The organism is Flavobacterium seoulense, assembly GCF_000695795.1.
In the GTDB taxonomy this organism is placed as follows: domain Bacteria; phylum Bacteroidota; class Bacteroidia; order Flavobacteriales; family Flavobacteriaceae; genus Flavobacterium; species Flavobacterium seoulense.
Map to the genome: position 1 here is coordinate 98,386 of NZ_JNCA01000021.1, position 21,780 is coordinate 120,165.

The window sequence follows — 21,780 nt, forward strand, 5'->3', positions numbered from 1 at the left end:
AATGCAAATGTATCCAAAAAAACATACTAATCAGTATGTTTTTTTGGATATTTTTATTTCAAATTGTTTAAATACTTTTTAAAACCTTGTAAATAAACAACATAAACAGAATTATTATTTTGAAGTTTTCCAAAATTTCTAATTCCCCAATAGCCTGATAATATAAACAGAGCTACTTGCTCAGCAATAACATCTCTTCGAATTAGTCCTTCTTCTTGCCCTTTCTCAATTGCTTTAATAATCGTCAATTTCCATTGGCTTACTAGTTCTCTTAAAGCTTCTGTAAAATTATTATTCCAAGGACTCATTTCCTGTGTTAAATTCCCGACTGGACAACCATATTTTACTTGTAGAAAAGGATCGTCCATCAATAAATATGAAATCATATTGTAAAAATCATCTATTGGGTTTTGAGACTTTTCTATTGGTTCAATAAAATGTTTCATCATTGTTGGTTTTAAAATCTCTTCAATAATGGCAATTCCCATTTCATCTTTAGTCTTAAAATGATAATAAAATGCACCTTTCGTTACTTTAGTAGTCGCAATAATTTCATCAATACTTGTAGTTTGATATCCTTTTGTATAAATCAATTCGAACGCCTTATGAAGAATTGTAAGTCGTGTATTAGCTGCTTTTGACATAAAAAATACTAGTTGGTATAAAAAACAAAATAAAGAAATTAATTTGGATTAAGACTTTTAAATTACGTCCATATAATGCCTAACTACATTCGTTTATTTTGAATTGGTTTTGTATTTTAGCCTTCAATTTTCTTGCAATTACAAACACCATGGATTTAAACTTCAATAAAAACGAAGATCACAATAAACTTTTACTTTCTGATTTACGACAAAAATTCTCTAAAATTAAATTAGGAGGAGGCGAAAAACGCATTCAAAAATTACACAGCGAAGGCAAAATGACCGCTCGCGAACGCATTGATTATTTATTGGATGCCAAAGCTGAAAGTATTGAAATAGGTGCACTTGTTGCAGAAGGAATGTACAAAGAACACGGCGGATGTCCATCAGGAGGAGTTGTTGTAAAATTAGGTTATATCAAAGGAAAACAATGCATTGTTGTTGCCAATGATGCTACTGTAAAAGCGGGTGCCTGGTTCCCTATTACCGCTAAGAAAAATCTACGTGCACAGGAAATCGCTATGGAAAACAAAATTCCGATTATTTATTTGGTTGATAGTGCCGGAGTTTATTTGCCATTGCAAGACGAAATTTTTCCAGATAAAGAACATTTCGGACGTATTTTTAGAAATAACGCTATAATGAGCAGTATGGGAATTACACAGATTTCAGCTATTATGGGCAGTTGTGTTGCTGGTGGTGCCTATTTACCAATTATGAGCGACGAAGCCATTATTGTAGATAAAACGGCTAGTATTTTCCTTGCCGGAAGTTATTTAGTTAAAGCCGCCATTGGTGAAGCTATTGATAATGAAACTCTGGGCGGAGCTACTACTCATTGCGAAATTTCAGGTGTAACCGATTATAAAGCCAAAGATGATAAAGATGCTTTGGACAAAATAAAAAACATAGTTGACAAAATAGGTGATTATGAAAAAGCAGGTTTTAATCGAATCAAAGCGCAAAAACCCGCTTTAGACGAAAAAGAAATTTACGGTATTTTACCAAAATCCCGCGCCGAACAATACGATATGATGGAAATCATCAGTCGCATGGTCGATAATTCAGAATTTGAAGCTTATAAAGATGGTTATGGACAAACAATCATTACAGGTTATGCCCGAATTGATGGCTGGGCTGTGGGAATTGTGGCCAATCAGCGAAAAGTAATCAAAACTAAAAAAGGCGAAATGCAGTTTGGTGGCGTAATCTATTCTGACAGTGCCGACAAAGCCACTCGCTTTATTGCTAATTGTAACCAGAAAAAAATTCCTCTAGTATTCCTACAGGATGTTACCGGATTTATGGTAGGTTCCAAATCAGAGCAAGGCGGAATCATCAAAGACGGTGCTAAAATGGTGAATGCAGTAAGTAATTCGGTAGTTCCTAAATTTACCGTGATTGTTGGAAATTCTTATGGTGCTGGAAACTATGCCATGTGTGGAAAAGCTTATGATCCGAGATTAATATTCGCCTGGCCAAGTGCAGAATTGGCCGTTATGGGTGGAACGCAGGCAGCCAAAGTTTTGGCGCAAATAGAAGCTTCGTCTTTAAAAGCAAAAGGCGAAACGGTTGACGAAGCCAAAGAAGCTGAATTATTTGCAAAAATAAAAGCCCGTTACGACGAGCAAACTTCTCCCTATTATGCTGCTTCCCGCTTATGGACAGACGCTATTATTGATCCATTAGAAACCAGAAAATGGATTTCGATGGGAATTGAAGCTGCTAACCACGCTCCTATCGAAAAAGCTTTTAATCTTGGTGTAATTCAGGTTTAAACAGTTAAAAAACATCCTAAATTTAGCCGCTCTTTTAATAATGTATTTTTTATAAGTTGTTACCTTTGCTGGCTTATAAAAAAATACAAATCAGATTAATTTATAATGAAATTCAAAATAGATAAATTTATTCTTTCCATAATTATTGTTGTACTTGCTGCTTATCTTTTTCCTCAATTAGGAGGAAATTCAAGTCCGTTACCATTAGCCAAAATCGGAAGTATTGGTGTTTCGCTAATCTTCTTTTTTTATGGTCTTAAGCTAAGTCCCGAAAAAATAAAAACCGGTTTAAGAAACTGGAGATTACATCTTTTAGTGCAAACTTGTACTTTCTTGCTATTCCCTCTTATTATTTTGTGTTTTTACCCATTAATCCATTCTGAATACGATAAAAATATCTGGCTTGCCTTTTTGTTTTTGGCAGCTTTGCCTTCTACCGTTTCTTCATCTGTCGTAATGGTATCTATGGCCAAAGGAAATATTCCGGCAGCAATTTTTAACGCCAGTATTTCAGGATTAATAGGAATTGTTGTTACACCGCTTTGGCTGGGACTTTTCCTGAATGATACAGCTGCTAGTTACGATTTAGGCGAAATTTATACTAAACTGATTATTGAAGTCGTTGTTCCGGTTATTTTAGGTTTGCTTTTACATCGTTTTTGGGGCAGTTTGGCCCAAAAATACAACAGTTACCTAACTCTATTTGATAAATCAATCATTCTATTAATTATCTATAAAAGTTTTTGTAGTTCGTTTGAAGATAAGGTTTTTAGTGGTATTGACACTTTAAACTTTGTCTTTATTGCAGTTGCTGTTTTGGGATTATTTTATGTTGTTTATTTTATTACTGGTTTCGTTAGTAACAAACTTGGATTCAGTACCGAAGATAAAATTACAGCTCAATTTTGCGGAACTAAAAAATCATTAGTTCACGGAACTGTTTTCGCTAAAATATTATTCCCAAACCCAAGTACAATGGGAATTATTATACTTCCAATTATGCTTTTTCATGCATTTCAAATTTTCGTTATTAGCTTTATTGCTGCCCATGCCGGTAATCGTAAGGAATTAGAATTTAATTCAATTACAGATTAAACCGTTTTCAACATAAAAAAATCGCTAATTATAACTCAAAATAAATGTTATAATTAGCGATTTTTATTTTTTTAGAAATTCTTCTTCTTTAAGAAACCGTTTCTTCCTCTTCCGTAACAAATTCCATATGATCTTCTATCTCAGCTACAACTTCTGGTTTAGAAGCTTTCAAAGCATTGAATTTTTCTAATTGCTCTAATTCGTCTTCATCACCACTAAAATAAGGAAAAACATCAATAATAGGCGATTCAGAAATAGCAGGAATCGTATAATCTCCCATAGTTCCTTTCATCGTAGCAACCGTATTATCATAAGCCTCTTTTACATCATTGGCCTGAACTAAAAAGTACATATTGGTCTTGCGTTCTTTTCCACTTTCTTCATCATAAGCTAAGAGTGAAATCTTTGATTTAAACCAGCGATCGGCATTTTCAAAAGGATGAATTTCAGCATAATTAGCCACTTTTATATTAGTAATTTTGAATTCTTCACTAATATAAGCATTCATTTCTTCATTAATTCTACTTTCGGCTTCTGTAAAGGAAATGGCGTCAATCAAATACGGTTCGGTCGTTACTTTTTGATTTCCGGTTTCGTCAGTTTTTCTATATTTTACTTTGCATTCGTACCAAATTGCGCTCATAATTTCTTTTTTTAAGGATGCCAAAGATAGATTTTAGAGCAAAATAAATACCATTTTTAACAAAATAGATATTCACAATTTTAAATAAAAAATGCTATTACATTCATCATTACTATTTTAGGAAATTTACAAAATGGACAGCTGAAAATTCGCTAATTTTACATTTTACAACATTTTTATTATGGATTTAGCATCTCATTACAACCAATTATTCTCTGATTCGAAACAGGCTATTTCGACAAATAATTATGTTATTGATTTTGAAATTGATAGTAAATCAGATCATCGTTTCGGAATTACGCTGCTCATTCGACCTTCCGAAGCTATAAAAAATAAGATGCAATCGTTTTTAAATGAACTCAAAGAATTAGAGCCTTCGCAATATTATTATCCTAATTCAGATATTCATATTACCGTTTTATCAATTATTTCCTGTCATGATGGTTTTTCCTTAAACCAAATCAATCCTGAACAATACATAGCTGTTATCAAGGAAAATATGGCCATTTTGAATAATTTAGAAATTGAGTTCAGCGGAATTACAGCTTCCAATTCGACAATTATGATTCAGGGATTTCCATCGAATGATAGTTTAAATACTTTTCGAAATTCACTTCGAGAAGCATTTAGAAAAACAAATCTGCAACAAAGTATCGATAATCGTTACACCTTATTTACGGCACATACCAGCGTTTGCCGATTTAGAAAACCTCTTGCTAATACCACAAAATTGATTTCAGTTTTAGAAAAATTCCGCAATCACGATTTTGGAAAATTTGAAGTTAACCAACTCGAATTAGTCTTCAATGACTGGTACCAAAGAAAAGAAAAAACGCAAATTTTACAGCAATTTAAAATCTAAAAATGAAGTTATTTTTTAGATTCATTTTTTGCTTCTGAATATAATTTTATTAGCAGAAGCACTTATTAAGTCAACAAAAACAATACTTTACAACTAAAAAAATCAAAAAACAGAATCATTTCGTTTTGTTAATATTACGTTAAATAAAAATTAAACAGCTGTTTAAATTAAACACTTGTTTAATTTTGTACTGTAATTAAAAACAAATCCAATTGAAAACTGATTTTAACGAAAAGCAAATTCAAATTCTCTTAATAGCCGAAACGCTATTTGCCGAGAATGGATTCGAGAGAACTTCGATTAGAACAATTGCAAAAGCAGCCGAAATTAATGTGGCAATGGTTTCCTATTATTTTGGTTCGAAAGAAAAACTATTAGAAGCTCTAATTCTGTATCGTACTTCTGACCTAAAAATTCAAATAGAAAATCTTTCGCATGAAGAATTAGATCCTATTGAAAAGATTGACAAACTAATCGAATTGTATATTAACCGTATTCGATGTAATAAAGGAATTTACAGAATTTTACATTTTGAATTTTCATCAGAAGAAGAGGAAGATAAATTAAAAATTTTGAATCAATTAAGAGATCGAAATTTAAAATCCTTAGAAACTATTATTCACGAAGGACAGCAAAAAGGAATTTTTAGAAAAGATATTATCATTCCGTTAATATCGCCTACTATTCTGGGGACCTTTTTTCACTTTAGCATGAATAAGCCGTATTTCAAAAAGCTTTTGGCGCTGGAAACTGACGAAGCATTCGAAAATTATATTCAAACAAAACTTAAAACTCACATTCAACAAACAATCAAAGCACTTCTCATTTATGAAAGCTAATTATTTAATCCTCTTTGGGGTATTATTTCTAGGAATAACATCCGTTGAAGCACAGGAAAAAAGGAGTCTGACTCTTGACGAAGCCATTCATCTGGCTTGGGAAAAGAGCAACGAAGTGAATTTGGCAAATGCCAAAGTAACTACTAAAAAATACGAACTACAATCGGTCAAAAATAACCGTTATCCTGATTTGAAAGCCTCGGCGCAATACCAACGATTGACAAATGCTAATGTTGATATGAAAATCAATAACAGTAGTGAAAACAATGAATCAGAGTCAAAAACACCCAAGGTAAATCAATTAGTATTGGGACAAATTAATGCTACTCTGCCTATTTTCTCAGGTTTTAAACTAAAAAATAGTATTAAAGTTTCAGACAATTTGTATCAGGCAGAAACAGCTAATGCTTTGCAAACGAAAGAAGAAACAGCGATGAAAGTAATCAATTATTATGTCGCTTTATACAAAGCTCAAAAAACGGTTGATTTACTGAACGAAAATTACAAAAGCGCTGAACAACGTGTAAAAGATTTTACGGAATTAGAAAAAAACGAAATTGTTCCTAAAAATGATTTACTAAAAACACAATTACAATTATCTAAAGTACAATTGTCTTTAGATCAGGCAAAGAGTGATTTGAATGTTATCAACTATGAATTGAATAATTTGCTAAAGCTAAATCCTGACACAAAAATAGCAGTTTCGGAAAGTGATTTTTACAATTTTGAACCCAATAACATTCCTGTTGATGAAAATCCGGCATTAGAAAACCGTAAAGATTTAGAAGCACTTCGTTTTCAGGAAAAAGCAAGTCTGGCTAACATTAAAGTAGCTAGAAGCGGTTATTATCCTTCGTTATCACTTATTGGAGGTTATACTACTTTAGATTTAAAAAATGTGGTCACGGTACAAAACGCAATGAATTTTGGGGTGGGAATCTCTTATAATCTAAGCGGAATTTTAAAAAACGGAACCGAAGTAAAAGTAGCCAAAAGTCATGCTGAAGAAGTACAAACTTCACAAATGATGCTTACTGATCATATTAAAGTTCAGGTGCAAAAAGCCATCGAAGATTATGATTTAGCAGTAAAACAAAAAGTAGTTTACAATGAAGCTGTTGTTCAAGCTACTGAAAATTACCGAATCTTAAAAGACAAATACGACAATGGTCTTGCTGATACAAATGACTTGTTAGAAGCCGATGTCGAACAATTAAGTTCAAAAATTAATGATGCCGTGGCTAAAGCCAATGTTACTCAAAAATATTACAGTTTACTTTCAGTAACCGGACAATTAAACCAAACTTTCAACCTTACTAAAATATAATAGTTACCTAAAATGGAAAAGAAAAAAACAAATAAAAAATTTATCGTTATAATAGGTTCATTAATCCTATTAGGCGTTGTGTATGGTTCTTACAAATACATTCATTCATTATCTCACGAAGGTACTGATGATGCACAAGTGGAGAAATACATGAATCCAATTATTCCAAGAGTTTCGGGATATGTGAGCAAAGTGTATATTAAAGACAATGATTATGTAAAAAAAGGAGATACTTTGTTTACCATTGATCAAAAAGATTATCAGTTAAAAATTGACGAAGCTACAGCAGCATTGGCGGCAGCCGAAGGAAATTTTGAAGTATCAAAAGCAGATATTGGAAGTATTCTGGCTAATATTTCAGTATCGGAAGCTAATGTACAATCGGCAGGTGGAAATATTCAAAATGCTAAAATCAAATTAGGTTTGGCAACGAATGATTTCAACCGTTACAGTAATTTATATGCTAATCATACAATTACAAAACAACAATACGAGCAAGCTTTAGCAGCAAAACAAGAAGCTGAAAATCAGGTACGTATTTTACAACAACAAGAAAAAGCAAGTGCTTTTCAAAAATCGGTAGTTCAGGCAAAATCAGTTGTTTCAAATAAAGAAACTGATGTGGCTGCAGCCAATATTAAAAGAGCTCAGGCTTTATTAGAATCGGCTAAACTGAACTTAAGTTACACCGTAATTACAGCAGCGATTGATGGTCAGGTTTCTAAAATTGATATTCAGCCAGGACAATTAGTACAGCCGGGACAATCTTTGTTTTACATTATCAACAACAACGAAGCCTGGGTAATTGCGAACTTTAAAGAAACGCAATTGAACAAAATGGTTGCTGGCCAAAAAGTAGCTTTGAAAGTAGATGCTTATCCTGATTATGAATTTTCAGGAACGGTAACTTCATTTTCTCCTGCTACAGGATCTCGTTTTTCGATTTTGCCTCCTGATAATGCAACTGGAAACTTTGTGAAAACAATTCAACGTTTGCCTGTAAAAATCAGTATCGATACGACTAATGATATTGAAAAAGTAAAATTATTACGTCCGGGAATGAATGTAGACGTAGATGTACATATAAAATAAAATGGTAATAGCTGACGACGATTTAGTAGAATATGGCTTTAGAAGAGTTATCATAACAATAACGGCAGTACTTTGTGCACTGCTCGAAATTGTAGATACCACTATTGTCAATGTGGCTTTGACCAATATGCGAGGAAGCCTTGGAGCTACACTAACGGATGTTGCCTGGGTAATTACTGCCTATGCTATTGCAAACGTTATTGTAATCCCTATGACGAGTTGGCTTTCGCAACAATTTGGAAGACGTAATTATTTTGCTGTTTCGATTGTAATATTTACAGTAGCTTCTTTTTTGTGTGGAAATGCAACGAATATATGGGAACTGGTAGCCTTTCGATTTGTTCAGGGTCTTGGAGGTGGCGCTTTGCTGGTAACAGCACAAACCATCATTACCGAAAGTTACCCTATTGCAAAACGAGGAATGGCGCAGGCTATTTACGGAATGGGTGTAATTGTAGGTCCTACTCTTGGTCCTCCTTTAGGAGGTTATTTAGTAGATAATTTTTCATGGCCTTATATTTTTTATATCAATATTCCACTGGGAATTATTGCTACACTTTTAACACTTACGTTTGTTAGAAGTCCGAAATATGGTGAAAAATTAAAATCGAATCAGGTGGATTGGTACGGAATTATCCTCTTAGCCACTTTCATTGGTTCCTTACAATTTGTTTTAGAACACGGACAACAGGACGATTGGTTTAATGATCATCTAATTGTAACACTAAGTATTGTTTCATTATTTGGATTAATACTCTTTATCTGGAGACAATTAGTGTACAAATACCCGATTGTGAATTTAAGTGTACTAAAAGACGGGAATTTAAGAATTGGAACCGTAATGAGTTTTATCATGGGATTCGGATTGTACGGTTCAACCTTAATCATTCCTATCTATACCCAATCCATTTTGGGCTGGACTGCCACCGATGCTGGTTTACTGTTAATTCCGGGGTCGATCACAACGGCTATTATGATGCCATTTGTGGGCAAAATGATTCAAAAAGGAGTTCCGCAAGGCTATATGGTAGCTGTAGGTTTCTTTGTGTTCTTTATTTTTACTTTACTGATGTATTTTAATATGACACCCGATACTGGTGTCGAACATATGTACTGGCCTTTAATTTTGAGAGGAATTGGATTAGGACTTTTATTTGTACCTATTACGACTTTGTCACTTTCTACATTAAAAGGAAAAAATATTGGCGAAGGTGCAGCCTTTACCGGAATGATGCGACAATTAGGAGGTTCTTTTGGTATTGCCATTATAACCACATTTATTACCCGATTAACGCAAACACATCGTGTGAATCTAGTAGCTAATTTAGATGGCAGTAAATTAGAAGTACAACAACGTCTTCAGCAGTTACAGCAAGGTTTTATGGCTAAAGGTTATTCGATTAACGAATCTTTGAAAAAAGCTTATGAAGTGCTTGATTTTTCAGTAATGAAACAAAGTACGGTATTAGCTTATATGGATATTTTCCTGTATTTGGGATTATTATTTTTATGCTGTATTCCTTTTATTTTATTAATTAAAAAAGGAAACAATAAAATCAATCCTGCCGATGCAATGCATTAAAATTTTAGATTTCAGAATTTAGAATACAGATTTCAGATTACTAAAAATGCCCTTTCGTTTTTCAGAACGAGAGGGCATTTTTTCTTATATGATCTTTTCTATTTCCTTATCTGTCCAGCCAAAATTTAAAAAAATTACCTCGTAAAAACCAAATGATTTCCTTTGGATAAATTAGCATCAAACTGATAACCTTCATAATTAAATCCTTTTAAATCATCAATGGTTTCGGCATTAGTATCAATAATATAACGAACCATCATTCCGCGGGCTTTTTTAGCAAAAAAACTAATCATTTTTAGTTTCCCATCTTTATAATCCTTGAAATCCGGAGTGATTACAGGAACTTTTAAAGCTTTAGCATCAATTGCCGAGAAATATTCGTTACTTGCTAAATTGATAAACAATTCCTCTTTTTTTAATTCTTTATTCAATGCATTCGTTAAAGTTGTTTTCCAAAAATCATATAGATTTTTTTTGTCATCAATAGGCAATTTTGTTCCCATTTCCAGTCGGTAAGCCTGCATTAAATCTAATGGATGGAGAATTCCGTACAAACCAGATAAAATTCTTAATTTATCCTGAAGCACATCTAATTTTTCAACCGGAATTGTGTAAGCATCTAAACCAGTATAAACATCACCGTCAAAAGTATAAACCGCAGGACGGGCATTTTCGGGCGTAAAAGGCGTTTTCCATTCTTTATTACGCTGCCAGTTTAAATCGGCTAACTTATCTGAAATATGCATTAATTCAGCTAAATCTTTAGGCGATTGTTGCTTGAGTACTTTATGAACTTGTCTGGATTCTTTTAAAAATTTAGGCTGAGTAAATTGCGTCGTAGGCAATTCTTTCTCATAATTCAGTGATTTGGCAGGAGATATTACTATTTTCATAAAGTACTTTTGGCATTTTTTTTTTCAATTCAAAAATACTAATTGAAAACAGAATAAAACTTAAACCATTGAATAAATCACCAAAAAAATTATGGTATTTTTTTATTTCGCTATTTTTGTATTTAACTGCTTCATTTTAATTTCAAAAAGCCAGTCTAAATTATTCCCATAAATGAAAAATACTATTCAGCGCCTTTACAAATCAGATTTATTCAAAGATTTTTTCGAAAATGAAAAATCCAGCGGATTGGTTTTAATTGCTTGTACAATCATCTCTTTGTTTCTTGCTAACTCGTTTTTTTCCGAGCAATATCTTCATATTTGGCATATCAAAATAGCTAACGAAAGTTTTGAATATTGGATTAATGATGGTTTAATGACTATTTTCTTTTTACTTATTGGGCTGGAATTAGAGAGAGAAATCTACCTTGGGGAATTATCAAATATAAAAGAAGCGCTTTTGCCTATTTTTGGCGCATTAGGCGGAATGTTTGTTCCCGCAGGGCTTTATCTACTGTTCAATTATGGAACAATAACACATTCTGGTGCCGGAATTCCTATGGCGACTGATATCGCTTTTGCCTTAGGTGTTTTATCTTTATTAGGAAACAGAGTACCATTATCTTTAAAAATTTTCTTAACTGCACTAGCTGTCATTGATGACTTAGGAGCTATTTTAGTAATTGCTATTTTTTACACTAATACTATTTTTTGGGGAAATCTTGCAATAGCTCTTGGAATCTTATTATTTCTATTTGTTTTAAACCGAATGAAAGTGCATAAGTTTACTCCATATATTATTGGCGGTATAATCATGTGGTATTTTATGCTAAACTCAGGAATTCATGCAACGATCACAGGTGTTTTATTGGCTTTTGTAATCCCTTTTGGCGACGGAAGTAAAAAAACAATTTCGTACAAACTACAACATTATCTGCACAAACCCGTAGCCTTTATTATACTTCCTGTTTTTGCTTTGGCTAATACTGCCATTGTTTTAGGTTCAGATATTATTGATTCCTTAAGTTTGAATTATAGTATAGGAATTATGCTGGGGCTGATTATTGGAAAGCCTTTAGGTATAGCACTATTTAGTTTTATAGCCGTCTCAATTGGTTTATGTAAACTTCCCAATGACTTAAATTGGAAAACTATAATAAGCGTTGGTTTTCTGGGAGGAATTGGTTTCACGATGTCTATATTTGTAACCTTACTCGCTTTTGATGACCACCATATTATAAACAATGCTAAATTTATTATTTTAATATCTTCATTAGTTGCTGGCTGTACAGGCTTTTTATTTTTAAAACAAAATTTAAAACCTAACGATGGATCTATTTAGTACAACTTCTGACGAAAATACCAATCTTTTACCAAAAGACGGGACAGTATTGTACTATGGAAAAATCATGGATAATTCTCAGGCACAGCACTTTTATAATCGCTTGTTAGAAAGTATAGAATGGAAAAATGATGAGGCCATAATCTTTGGGCAACTTATTACTACTAAACGAAAAGTAGCCTGGTACGGCGAAACTAATTTTAAATACAGTTATTCGAAAATTACTAAAGAAGCACTGTTGTGGACTCTGGAATTACAGCAATTAAAAGCATTAGTAGAAGAAAAAACAGGCGAAACTTACAATTCCTGCCTACTCAATTTATATCATGATGGCAACGAAGGAATGGCCTGGCACAGCGATGCCGAAAAAGATTTGAAAAAAAACGGAGCAATTGCTTCACTCAGCTTTGGTGCCGAAAGAAAATTTGCTTTCAAACATAAAACGACCAAAGAAACCGTTTCTTTAATCCTTGAAAACGGAAGCCTTTTAGTGATGAAAGACGAAACACAAACAAATTGGCTACACCGCCTTCCTCCTACTAAAAAAATATTCAAACCCAGAATTAACCTTACTTTTAGAACTATTGTTAAATAGTTTTTTTGCTTTCTACATTTTTAAAAACGGTAATCGTTTTTCCTTTAAAAACTAATAAATAAAGGAATTATTTTGATTTTCAACAGACCTTTAGTATCTTTCCCAAATCGATTTAACCAATTTAACAGAACCCTTAAACATTTAAAAAAATGTTAGAAGAAACGAATGATAACCTGTCGCAACCAACTAGCGAGGCAGATGGAGGAAATTTAGCCAATGATAATCAAGCTAAAACAAACACTGAAACGGATACCAACCAAGCCGAAAATCAGTCAGTTGAAAATGCCGTAATTTCTAAAAAGCAACAAGCTTTAAATGAAATTGAAGCGTCAAACGCAGAAGAAAATGAAGACGAAACTTTAAAAGAACGTCATGAAATTCCGATGCTGGATTATGATACTTTATCGATGGAAGTATTAGTCAATGAATTGCAAAAATTAGTTTCGAATGAAAAAGTCATGTCTATAAAAGATCATGTCGAAGAAATTAAAAAAGCTTTTTTGTCTAAATACAATCATTTTATCGAAGAGAAAAAAGAAGAATTCCATGCTGAAAATCCAGAAAGCACCGAAGAATTTCAATATCATTTTCCTTTAAAATCAAAATTTGATCAGGTTTATACTTTATACAAAGACAATAAAAACACTCATTTTAAGAGTTTACAAAACAACTTAAAAAACAATTTAGAAACAAGACTGGCAATTGTTGAAGAACTAAAAGAGTTGATTAATCCTAATGAAAACATTAAGGATACGTTAAAACACTTCAACGAATTAAGAGAGCGTTGGAACAATGCAGGAGCTATTCCTAAAGACAAATACAACCACGTTTGGAACAATTATCATTTTCATGTTGAAAATTTCTACGATTATTTGCACCTGGATCGTGAAGCGAGAGACTTAGATTTCAAACACAATTTAGAGCAAAAACAAAAAATAATTGCGCGTGTTGAAGAATTGCTTCAGGAGCAGGATATCAATAAAGCTTTTAGAGAATTACAGGATTTACACCGTATCTGGAAAGAAGAAATAGGTCCTGTTTCAAGAGAATTTCGTGATGATATCTGGAATCAGTTTAGTGATTTGACAAAAAAAATGCACGATAAACGTGAAATTTTATTCGAAAAAATAAGAGGAACAGAACAGGAAAATCTGGAAAAAAAGAATGCTATTATTGCTCAAATTGAAGAATTAGCTACAATTAAAGTAAATGCTCATTCGCAATGGCTGATTCAAATAGAAAAAGTAGAAGCCTTGAGAGAATCGTTTTTCTCAACAGGAAAAGTTCCTTCCGATGTAAACGAAGCGACCTGGGCAGCGTTTAAAAATGCGGTTAGAAATTTTAATACTTTCAAGAATTCTTTTTACAAAGACATCAAGAAAGAACAAAACGAAAATTTAAACAAGAAAAATGCCTTAGTTGCCAAAGCAAATGAGCTGAAAGAAAGTAACGATTTTGCTGCAACTACACCAATCATGAAGCAAATTCAGGAAGATTGGAAAAAAATAGGTCATGTTCCAAGAAAATATTCTGATAAGGTCTGGTCTGATTTTAAAGCGGCCTGCAATCATTATTTTGATCGTTTAAAAGAGCAAAAATCAGAAAGTAATGCCGAAGAAATGGAGGCTTTCGATAAAAAGAAAGCTTATTTAGAAAGCATTAAAGAATTTCAATTAGTTGGAGAACACAAAACCGATCTGGATGCTATAAAACAGCATATTGAAAACTGGAAAAGCTTTGGAAAAGTTCCTTTTACCCGAAGACATATCGAAGGTAAATTCAATAAAATATTAGACGCTCTTTTTGACAAATTAAGTTTGAGTAAAAAAGATTCTGATATGATGCGCTTTACTAACAAAATCGAAAATCTTTCAGAAGGCGGCGATAATAGAAAAATTGAAAACGAAAAGATTTTTATTATTCGAAAAATTGAAGATCTTCAAAACGAAATTTTCCAATTAGAGAATAACATTCAGTTTTTTACTAATACTAAAAATGCTAAAAAAGAAAATTCAATTGTATTAGAAGTGCGCAAAAACATTGCTATTCACAAAGAAAGTTTAGATACCTGGAAAGAAAAACTAAAACAACTTAGAAACCTGAATCAAGAGTAACCGGAAAAGTTAGAAGTTAGAGGTGGGAAGTTAGAAGTTAAAAAAAACTGACACCAAAAACTAGATAAAAAAACAGCGATTTTCAAATTGAGAATCGCTGTTTTTTTTTTACAAAATGTTTGACTACTTACTTCTCCCAACTTCCCACCTCTAACTTCTAACCTCCTTCTTTCACAAGTATGATAATTGTCATTTTAATTGGTTCCAAATCAAAGTAATTTTGAATTATTAAAAAGAGCTATCATGATAAATTCTTTAATTCAAAAATACAATGTTCCCGGTCCCAGATATACCAGTTATCCCACAGTTCCGTACTGGAATGAAGCTGATTTTTCATATAAGAACTGGATTTCATCTTTTAAAAAATCGTTTATAGAAAGTAATTCTGAAGAAGGAATTAGTCTTTACATTCATCTTCCTTTTTGTGAAAGTTTATGTACTTTTTGTGGCTGTAACAAGCGAATTACAAAAAATCACAATGTAGAATCTCCTTATATTCAGGCGGTTTTAAAAGAATGGCATTTGTACAGCAAGCTATTCGATGAAAAACCTGTTATCAAAGAAATCCATCTTGGTGGTGGAACTCCTACTTTTTTTTCGACAAAAAATTTAGAAGATTTAATCAATGGTATTTTTGCTTATGCGGTGAAAGCAGCTGATTACGAATTTAGTTTTGAAGGACACCCTAACAATACAACTTATGCTCATTTGCAAAAACTTTACGAATTAGGTTTTAGGAGAGTGAGTTTTGGCGTTCAGGATTATTCTGAAAAAGTGCAAAAAGCTATTCATCGCGAGCAGCCTTTTCATAATGTTGCCAAAGTTACTTTTTGGGCAAGAGAAATTGGCTATACTTCTATTAGTCACGATATTATTTTTGGTTTACCATTTCAAAAAATTGAAGATGTCGTAGATACTATCGAAAAAACAAAATCACTCCAGCCTGACCGATTGGCTTTTTACAGCTACGCTCATGTGCCCTGGATAAAAGGCAATGGACAGCGCGGTTTTAAAGACGAAGATATTCCTAAAGACACTGAAAAAAGAATTTTGTACCAAGTGGGAAAAGAATTATTACTAAAAAATGGCTATCACGAAATAGGAATGGATCATTTTGCATTGCCTACAGATAGCTTGTATCAATCGTTTCAAAACGGTGAATTGCATCGGAATTTTATGGGTTACAGTTCTTCTAAAACTAAATTGATGATTGGTTTAGGTGTTTCATCAATTAGTGACAGCTGGTATAGCTTTGCGCAAAATGAGAAAAATATTGATGATTATTACCAAATTTTAGAATGGGATAAATTACCTATTTCCAGAGGGCATTTATTAACCTATGAAGATTTAATTATTAGAAAACATATTCTGAATTTAATGTGCCAATTTGAAACTTATTGGGATGAAACCACAACTTATTTCAAAGAACTTCCCGAAGTTGTAAAACAATTGCAGGAAATGGAAAACGATAAAATTCTAGTTATTAAAGAAAATGGAATTCAGGTAACGGATAAAGGAAAACCTTACGTACGTAATGTTTGTATGGCATTCGATTTACATTTAAAACGAAAAGCTCCTGAAACAGCTTTATTTTCTATGACTATATAAATAATTATTAAGTTGAAATTTTGTTTATCTTTATAAATCTCATTTTTGAGTTATTTTATTCCAGAAGCTAAAAACAAAATTTAAACCTAAAATCATAAAAAAATGGCAAAACAAGTTTTCATCAATTTAGCAGTTACCGATTTACAAAAATCTATGGATTTTTATACTGCATTAGGTTTTACAAATAATCCGCAATTCTCCGATGATACTGCAAAATGCATGCTATGGAGTGACACTATTTATGTAATGCTTTTGACTCACGAAAAGTTCTTAAACTTTACAAATAAACCAATTGCTGATACTAAAACAAATATTGCCGGACTTTTTTCATTATCGACTGACAGTATTGACGAAGTAAACAATATTGTAAATAATGGTTTGAATGTCGGTGGAACTGAACCTAATGAAATGAGAGATTATGGCTTTATGCAACAGCGAACTATTGAAGATTTTGACGGACATACCTGGGAAGTTTTCTATATGGATATGTCAAAAATGCCAACAGAATAAATTCTAATAAACAGATTATATTTTCAACCTCGTTTAAATAATTAAACGAGGTTTTTTTTCTAAAACGTAAATGGCTACTCATGTAATTTTTTAATAATAATTGTCAGGAAATCTGAAATGTGCTTGTTGAATTCCGCAGGATGTTCTAAATTAGATACGTGACCGGCATTTTCTATAACCTTAAGAACTGATCCTTTTATTTTATCATGCATAAATTCCGATTGAGCAAGTGGTGTAACAGCATCTTCTCTTCCACAAATAATCAATGTTGGAATATTTATTTTATCTAAAAAAGAACAAGTTTCCGGACGCTCAGCAAGTGCAACTAAGCCTTTTTGAATAATGTGTTTTGAATTCGAATAAACAACACTTCGCAATTCTTCTACCACTTCTTTTTTATTGGTTAATGAATCTTTATGAAAGACATTTTTAATAAATCCGTCATTAAAATCAGCTACACCATTCGCTTCGATTTCATCAATCGTTTTATAACGTTTTTGCTTTGCTTCGGGTGTATCAGCAATGCACTGCGTATCGGCTAAAATCAATGCTTCAAATCGATTAGGGAATCTATGCTGTGCGTTGAGAGCAATATATCCGCCCATTGATAATCCACAAATAATTGCTTTATCAATGTCTAATTCGTCCATAAACGCCAATACATCTTCTGTAAATAAATCGATACTTAAAGCCGATTCTTCATCTGTTGATTTTCCGAATCCCCGAATATCCAAAGCAATAACCCTGTGTGATGTTTTAAAAAACTGAAGCTGCTCCTGCCACATTTCTTTATTGAATGGATAACCATGCAAAAAGATAATTGGAAAATTACCTTCACCAATATCATCATACGATAAATTCAAATCATTTACTTCGATTGATAAGTTGTAACCCTGAGTGTTTTCTATTTCCATCTTTAATTTATTTTAAATTGAATTTGTTTTACATTCGAATACTAAAAATATCATTTTTATTGATACAATAGCTTACAGGATTTATGATAATAACTACATAATTCGCATTTAAATATTGAAAAAAAGCCATAAAAAAACCTGCTTATCTCTTAGACAAGCAGGCTTTGTTTTTTTATGTTTGACTATAATTAGTCTTTAATAATATTGAATCCCTGAATTCTTCCACTTTCTTTTAAACGGAAAGTTTCTTTAGTCACTTTTGTAGTTGGGTTATATTGCATAACTCCAGAGAAACCATCAGTAGTACTATTAGACAAGAAATAGATTTCTCCATTATGGAAAAATGGATTTTGTGTTGTGTAGAAATTATCTGGTGGCATATTTAAACGAGTTGCTTTTTTAGTATTAGCATCAATCTCATTCCAGAACCAAACATCGTCTCTATATTTCACTCCGTGTTGTCCGCCGTTGTAGTAAGAAACCGCTCTTGATGGAATGGTAGTGTAAATTTTATTGTTGTAAGCAAAAAGTCTATTGAACTCAGCTGGCCATTGGTAAGACTTCATTTCCAATGCAAATGTAGTATCAAAGTTAACTTCGCCTTTTTTGATTCTAAGAATTTTTGAAGAATAATCAGATGGCTGCGTTTTCATATCTCCTACAGTTGCAAAATATAAATCTCCGGTAACTGCATCTAAACTCCATAAAACGTGGTCAATAAATACACCTAAATTAGTTGTGCCACCCATTTTAGTTACATTTTCAATTTTCTTTGTAGTCAAATCATAAACTGCAATAGCTACTTCTTTAATATATGGAGCTACCTGCCAATCTCTCGAATTTGTTTTATTACCTAATAATAAATCAAGGTATAATTTGTTGTCTCTTTTTGCAATAATTAATTGTCCTATTGATTCTAAAGGCTGTCCTTCTGAAAGTGAAGAAAAATCAATCTCACCTGTTCTCTCCATTGTAGTTGGATTAAACGTTTGTAATTTCAGTCCACCTCTTGTTTTATCCCAGTAGTAACCTTCTGTTGCACTTGCTACTAAATAGTTTGTCAAATACTCATTAGAAAGCGATGGTAAAAAACCCTGATCTACTACTTTACCTGTAGCATCAATTCCCATTTTATTAATTCCCTGCTTTGCATTTGAAACATCATTTACTTTGTAAAGTATTTTATCTAACGACATCCCTCCTAAAGAAGATTTTACTTGTAGAAATGGTAAACCCGAAAGGTTAATTTCTCTTGATTTATTATCTTTTAATGCATAAATACCACCGCTCCAGTCAGCTGCGCCATTATAAATAATCCAGGTTTCATTTTTTGGTAAAGTTTCATCTACATTACCATTATCATCATTATTGTTATCATTATTGCTGCTGCAAGAAAATAAAAACATACAAGCAGCTACTCCTGCAAGTATTGAACGAAGTGAATTGCTTCTTTTCATAGTTATTAAATTATTATTGATTTGATTTAAAAAAAGTTGTAAACTAGTTTAAGATGAAAGGATCTTCCAGGTCTTTGAACATTAAAATTGTCATACAATCGTACATCTCCAATGTTTCTGCACTCAGCTGAAACAGTTGTTTTTTGATTCGAAAAATGATAATATACTCCAACATCGTTTGAGAACTGACCTAATCTTCCATCTTGCGGAATCACTAAAGAAGTTTGAAAATCTTTTACAGATCCAAACAAAGGAGGTTCTTGATTTTTAGGAATAGGTACTAAGAAAAATCTGTGGGTATAATTAGCATTCCAAGTTAGGTTAAGCTGATCTTTTTTAGCAAACAGATTATTGAAATAGGTATTTATCCAAAAGTTTCCAAAAAGAAAAGGAATATTAGGTACTCTTGAATCACTTAAATATTTATAAATAGATTCATTAATTCCAATACGTCTAATATCCTGATAGGTAGCATTAAATCCTGTACTTATCCATCTCGAAGGTGAATAATTAGTTTCCAATTCTAAACCTTTTACTTCAGTTTGCTCATAATTGATGTACCTACTAAACGGAATATCATACTGTAAAAAGATACCATCTTTTGCTTTTCTATAAAACAAACTAGCTGAAAATGTTAAACTACTATTCTCTCTAATAATTGAATACTGACCGTTTAAATTTACATTATGACTCTTTTCTGGATTAAGGTCTAAATTTTCTTTTATCATTCTGGCATCTCCAAAAACCTCAAACTCATCTGGCAAACGTGTTGCATATTCATAAGAGAATTTTAGCAAATAATTGTTTTCTGCCCATTTTAAGGCTCCTAAGTACCCAAACTGACTATCATCTTTTGAAGATGTCCAGGCAAAACCATAATTATCTGTGGTATATCCTTTTGTGTTATAATGGTAATATTTTCCAGCAATGATACTCTCTAATTTAGTATCTATCCACAAGGAACGCCAGGCAAATGCCATATTATCTTTTCTATAATGTGCTGGAACTGTTAGAACATCAACTCCTTCAATCACAGATACAGCACCTAATGGATCACTTCCTTTTCTTTGCTGGTAATAATACATTTCGCTAAACTCCAAAAAGTTTCGATCAGAAATTTGATACTCTGCATTCAATCTGGAAGAAACAAAATTATATCTTAGCCGCTGGTTGTTACCTGATGTAATTTCGCCAGGTTGCAAATTTTGGGCAATAATTTTACCTTCCCAATTGTAACGAACTGTTGCCGTATCAATGAACTTGGTATTAAAATAACTATAATTGGTTAAAAAGTTTACTTTCAATTTATCATCAAAAAACTTTTTACGATAATTAATCATTCCGCTATAATTTTGCTCTTTTGAGTAAGCTTCTCCATAAGGAATACGCATTTGAGCATCATTTTGAATCTGTTTATAAAAATCAGAATAAATTAAAGTTAGGCGAAGATCATCTGCCCAGGATTTTTCTTTTAATCCAATAAATGCTTCTCCATAATTAGATCTTGTCATATCATGAAAACGTTTCACTTCTTTAAACTCTTCATTCGTTTCATTTTGAACTGGAGCATTTACTTTATAATTATTATCAGAATAATTAAAAGAACCATTAAAACCGCCATAAAAGTTCCTTTTATTTTGAAGATAAAAATTGGCAGTAGCACGGTGTGTATTAAACGAAGCTATTTCATAAGACACTTCGCCAAATTTTTTATTTGAAGTTCTGGTTACCAAATTTACACCACCACCCAAAGCATCCGAAGCTAAGTAAACCGGCATCACGCCTTTGTAAATCTCCACTCGGTCGAGCATATTTACCGGAATGGTTCCTAAACTAAAACCATGTCCAAAAAGTTCAATAGGTATTCCGTCTTTAAAAATACGAACGGCTTTTCCCTGAAGACCTCCCAAATTAATTTGTACCTGCGAACCAATATTTCCATCTGTTCTTAACTTTACTCCAGAAGCTCTATTTAGATAATCTCCCACATCACCAGCCTTATCATACTGTTTTTTAAAGTCAATGACTTCTACTGAAAAAGGCGACTCTTCAATCTGTTTGCTAATGGTTTTGTTTTGTATCACAACTTCTTTTAGCTTAGCCGAATCGTTTTGAGTTGTATTTAAAATAAATTTGAAATAATTGTTAGTATTACAATCAATAGTAACCGTTTGTCTTGATTTTAAACCTTCTTTTGTTACAACTTCTATGGTGTAAATTCCATCTGTTAGCGACAGTGCAGCAACTCCTTTATTGTTAGTAGTTCCCATAGCCTTATTATCTACAAAAACACTTATGTTTGTTAGCGAATTTTCTAAGCTGTCTTCAACATATATATTTACAGGACAAGCATTTGCATAGAAAATCCCCATTAGGTAAATAAAGAGAATATTTAATTTTATTGCCAAGCTATTTTAATTTAAACTGATTATGAATTATATTTGCAGCTGCAAAAGTATTTACATTAACAACTAATGTATTTATG

The 21,780-nt window shown here is 32.4% G+C and carries 18 protein-coding genes; 12 read left to right on the forward strand and 6 right to left on the reverse strand.

All coding sequences use genetic code 11. The features are described from left to right. Window positions 1-53: 53 nt before the first annotated feature. Window positions 54-644 carry a TetR/AcrR family transcriptional regulator gene (locus FEM21_RS11490; protein ID WP_035660527.1) on the reverse strand — a complete coding sequence of 197 codons (591 nt, stop codon included), beginning with the start codon at window positions 642-644 and terminating at the stop codon, window positions 54-56. A 149-nt stretch (window positions 645-793) separates the two neighbouring features. On the opposite strand from FEM21_RS11490, the gene FEM21_RS11495 reads away from it, so the two are divergent. Beyond that, complete coding sequence (locus FEM21_RS11495) at window positions 794-2,422, forward strand: acyl-CoA carboxylase subunit beta (protein WP_035660528.1); 1,629 nt, start codon at window positions 794-796, stop codon at window positions 2,420-2,422. A 105-nt stretch (window positions 2,423-2,527) separates the two neighbouring features. Continuing rightward, complete coding sequence (locus FEM21_RS11500; RefSeq protein ID WP_035660530.1) at window positions 2,528-3,517, forward strand: bile acid:sodium symporter family protein; 990 nt, start codon at window positions 2,528-2,530, stop codon at window positions 3,515-3,517. Window positions 3,518-3,605: 88 nt separating this feature from the next. On the opposite strand, the gene FEM21_RS11505 is transcribed toward FEM21_RS11500, so the two are convergent. After that, the gene (locus FEM21_RS11505) at window positions 3,606-4,160 is read right to left on the reverse strand and encodes a DUF4494 domain-containing protein (RefSeq protein WP_035660584.1); all 555 of its coding nucleotides are present in this window, start codon (window positions 4,158-4,160) and stop codon (window positions 3,606-3,608) included. Between the two features lie 181 nt (window positions 4,161-4,341). On the opposite strand from FEM21_RS11505, the gene FEM21_RS11510 reads away from it, so the two are divergent. From FEM21_RS11510 to FEM21_RS11530, 5 genes are all read left to right on the forward strand, one after another. Then, window positions 4,342-5,022: a 2'-5' RNA ligase family protein gene (locus tag FEM21_RS11510; protein ID WP_035660531.1), complete on the forward strand. Its 681-nt coding sequence runs from the start codon at window positions 4,342-4,344 to the stop codon at window positions 5,020-5,022. Between the two features lie 212 nt (window positions 5,023-5,234). Beyond that, window positions 5,235-5,861, forward strand: coding sequence for a TetR/AcrR family transcriptional regulator (locus FEM21_RS11515; RefSeq protein WP_035660532.1), 627 nt, complete (start codon window positions 5,235-5,237; stop codon window positions 5,859-5,861). Then, a complete protein-coding gene (locus FEM21_RS11520; protein WP_035660533.1) occupies window positions 5,851-7,188 on the forward strand; it encodes a TolC family protein in 1,338 nt (445 codons plus the stop codon). Before FEM21_RS11515 ends, FEM21_RS11520 begins: the two co-directional genes overlap by 11 nt. A gap of 12 nt (window positions 7,189-7,200) precedes the next feature. Beyond that, entirely contained in the window at window positions 7,201-8,280 is a 1,080-nt protein-coding gene (locus tag FEM21_RS11525; protein WP_035660534.1) for an HlyD family secretion protein, read from the forward strand. A gap of 1 nt (window position 8,281) precedes the next feature. Beyond that, window positions 8,282-9,862, forward strand: coding sequence for an MDR family MFS transporter (locus FEM21_RS11530; RefSeq protein ID WP_035660535.1), 1,581 nt, complete (start codon window positions 8,282-8,284; stop codon window positions 9,860-9,862). Between the two features lie 134 nt (window positions 9,863-9,996). Here the strand turns inward: FEM21_RS11530 and yaaA are convergent, their stop codons facing one another. Further along, the gene (yaaA, locus tag FEM21_RS11535; protein ID WP_035660536.1) at window positions 9,997-10,755 is read right to left on the reverse strand and encodes a peroxide stress protein YaaA; all 759 of its coding nucleotides are present in this window, start codon (window positions 10,753-10,755) and stop codon (window positions 9,997-9,999) included. 172 nt (window positions 10,756-10,927) lie between these two features. On the opposite strand from yaaA, the gene nhaA reads away from it, so the two are divergent. The 5 genes from nhaA (at window position 10,928) to FEM21_RS11560 (ending at window position 16,924) form a co-directional block, all read left to right on the forward strand. Beyond that, window positions 10,928-12,097 (forward strand): Na+/H+ antiporter NhaA, encoded by a 1,170-nt coding sequence (gene nhaA, locus FEM21_RS11540; RefSeq protein ID WP_035660538.1) that lies wholly within the window; start codon window positions 10,928-10,930, stop codon window positions 12,095-12,097. Further along, window positions 12,084-12,692: an alpha-ketoglutarate-dependent dioxygenase AlkB family protein gene (locus tag FEM21_RS11545; RefSeq protein WP_035660539.1), complete on the forward strand. Its 609-nt coding sequence runs from the start codon at window positions 12,084-12,086 to the stop codon at window positions 12,690-12,692. Before nhaA ends, FEM21_RS11545 begins: the two co-directional genes overlap by 14 nt. Before the next feature lie 149 nt (window positions 12,693-12,841). After that, window positions 12,842-14,806 carry a DUF349 domain-containing protein gene (locus FEM21_RS11550; protein WP_035660540.1) on the forward strand — a complete coding sequence of 655 codons (1,965 nt, stop codon included), beginning with the start codon at window positions 12,842-12,844 and terminating at the stop codon, window positions 14,804-14,806. A gap of 243 nt (window positions 14,807-15,049) precedes the next feature. After that, window positions 15,050-16,414: an oxygen-independent coproporphyrinogen III oxidase gene (gene hemN / locus FEM21_RS11555; RefSeq protein WP_035660585.1), complete on the forward strand. Its 1,365-nt coding sequence runs from the start codon at window positions 15,050-15,052 to the stop codon at window positions 16,412-16,414. 102 nt (window positions 16,415-16,516) lie between these two features. Then, window positions 16,517-16,924, forward strand: a complete 408-nt coding sequence (locus FEM21_RS11560; RefSeq protein ID WP_035660541.1) for a VOC family protein — start codon at window positions 16,517-16,519, stop codon at window positions 16,922-16,924. A gap of 74 nt (window positions 16,925-16,998) precedes the next feature. Here FEM21_RS11560 and FEM21_RS11565 read toward each other — a convergent pair whose 3' ends face one another. The 3 genes from FEM21_RS11565 to FEM21_RS11575 all read right to left on the reverse strand — a co-directional run bounded on the left by FEM21_RS11565 (window position 16,999) and on the right by FEM21_RS11575 (window position 21,703). Beyond that, complete coding sequence (locus FEM21_RS11565; RefSeq protein ID WP_035660543.1) at window positions 16,999-17,838, reverse strand: alpha/beta fold hydrolase; 840 nt, start codon at window positions 17,836-17,838, stop codon at window positions 16,999-17,001. 188 nt (window positions 17,839-18,026) lie between these two features. Next, window positions 18,027-19,295, reverse strand: coding sequence for a hypothetical protein (locus FEM21_RS11570; RefSeq protein ID WP_035660544.1), 1,269 nt, complete (start codon window positions 19,293-19,295; stop codon window positions 18,027-18,029). 26 nt (window positions 19,296-19,321) lie between these two features. Continuing rightward, a complete protein-coding gene (locus tag FEM21_RS11575) occupies window positions 19,322-21,703 on the reverse strand; it encodes a TonB-dependent receptor plug domain-containing protein (RefSeq protein WP_236353626.1) in 2,382 nt (793 codons plus the stop codon). Window positions 21,704-21,780: the final 77 nt, after the last annotated feature.

Bases quoted from the DNA above. Each gene is read 5' to 3' on its own strand.
- FEM21_RS11490 (WP_035660527.1), bottom strand. From the start codon at position 644: ATGTCAAAAGCAGCTAATACACGACTTACAATTCTTCATAAGGCGTTC.
- FEM21_RS11495 (WP_035660528.1), top strand. From the start codon at position 794: ATGGATTTAAACTTCAATAAAAACGAAGATCACAATAAACTTTTACTT.
- FEM21_RS11500 (WP_035660530.1), top strand. From the start codon at position 2,528: ATGAAATTCAAAATAGATAAATTTATTCTTTCCATAATTATTGTTGTA.
- FEM21_RS11505 (WP_035660584.1), bottom strand. From the start codon at position 4,160: ATGAGCGCAATTTGGTACGAATGCAAAGTAAAATATAGAAAAACTGAC.
- FEM21_RS11510 (WP_035660531.1), top strand. From the start codon at position 4,342: ATGGATTTAGCATCTCATTACAACCAATTATTCTCTGATTCGAAACAG.
- FEM21_RS11520 (WP_035660533.1), top strand. From the start codon at position 5,851: ATGAAAGCTAATTATTTAATCCTCTTTGGGGTATTATTTCTAGGAATA.
- FEM21_RS11525 (WP_035660534.1), top strand. From the start codon at position 7,201: ATGGAAAAGAAAAAAACAAATAAAAAATTTATCGTTATAATAGGTTCA.
- FEM21_RS11530 (WP_035660535.1), top strand. From the start codon at position 8,282: ATGGTAATAGCTGACGACGATTTAGTAGAATATGGCTTTAGAAGAGTT.
- yaaA (WP_035660536.1), bottom strand. From the start codon at position 10,755: ATGAAAATAGTAATATCTCCTGCCAAATCACTGAATTATGAGAAAGAA.
- nhaA (WP_035660538.1), top strand. From the start codon at position 10,928: ATGAAAAATACTATTCAGCGCCTTTACAAATCAGATTTATTCAAAGAT.
- FEM21_RS11545 (WP_035660539.1), top strand. From the start codon at position 12,084: ATGGATCTATTTAGTACAACTTCTGACGAAAATACCAATCTTTTACCA.
- FEM21_RS11550 (WP_035660540.1), top strand. From the start codon at position 12,842: ATGTTAGAAGAAACGAATGATAACCTGTCGCAACCAACTAGCGAGGCA.
- hemN (WP_035660585.1), top strand. From the start codon at position 15,050: ATGATAAATTCTTTAATTCAAAAATACAATGTTCCCGGTCCCAGATAT.
- FEM21_RS11560 (WP_035660541.1), top strand. From the start codon at position 16,517: ATGGCAAAACAAGTTTTCATCAATTTAGCAGTTACCGATTTACAAAAA.
- FEM21_RS11565 (WP_035660543.1), bottom strand. From the start codon at position 17,838: ATGGAAATAGAAAACACTCAGGGTTACAACTTATCAATCGAAGTAAAT.
- FEM21_RS11570 (WP_035660544.1), bottom strand. From the start codon at position 19,295: ATGAAAAGAAGCAATTCACTTCGTTCAATACTTGCAGGAGTAGCTGCT.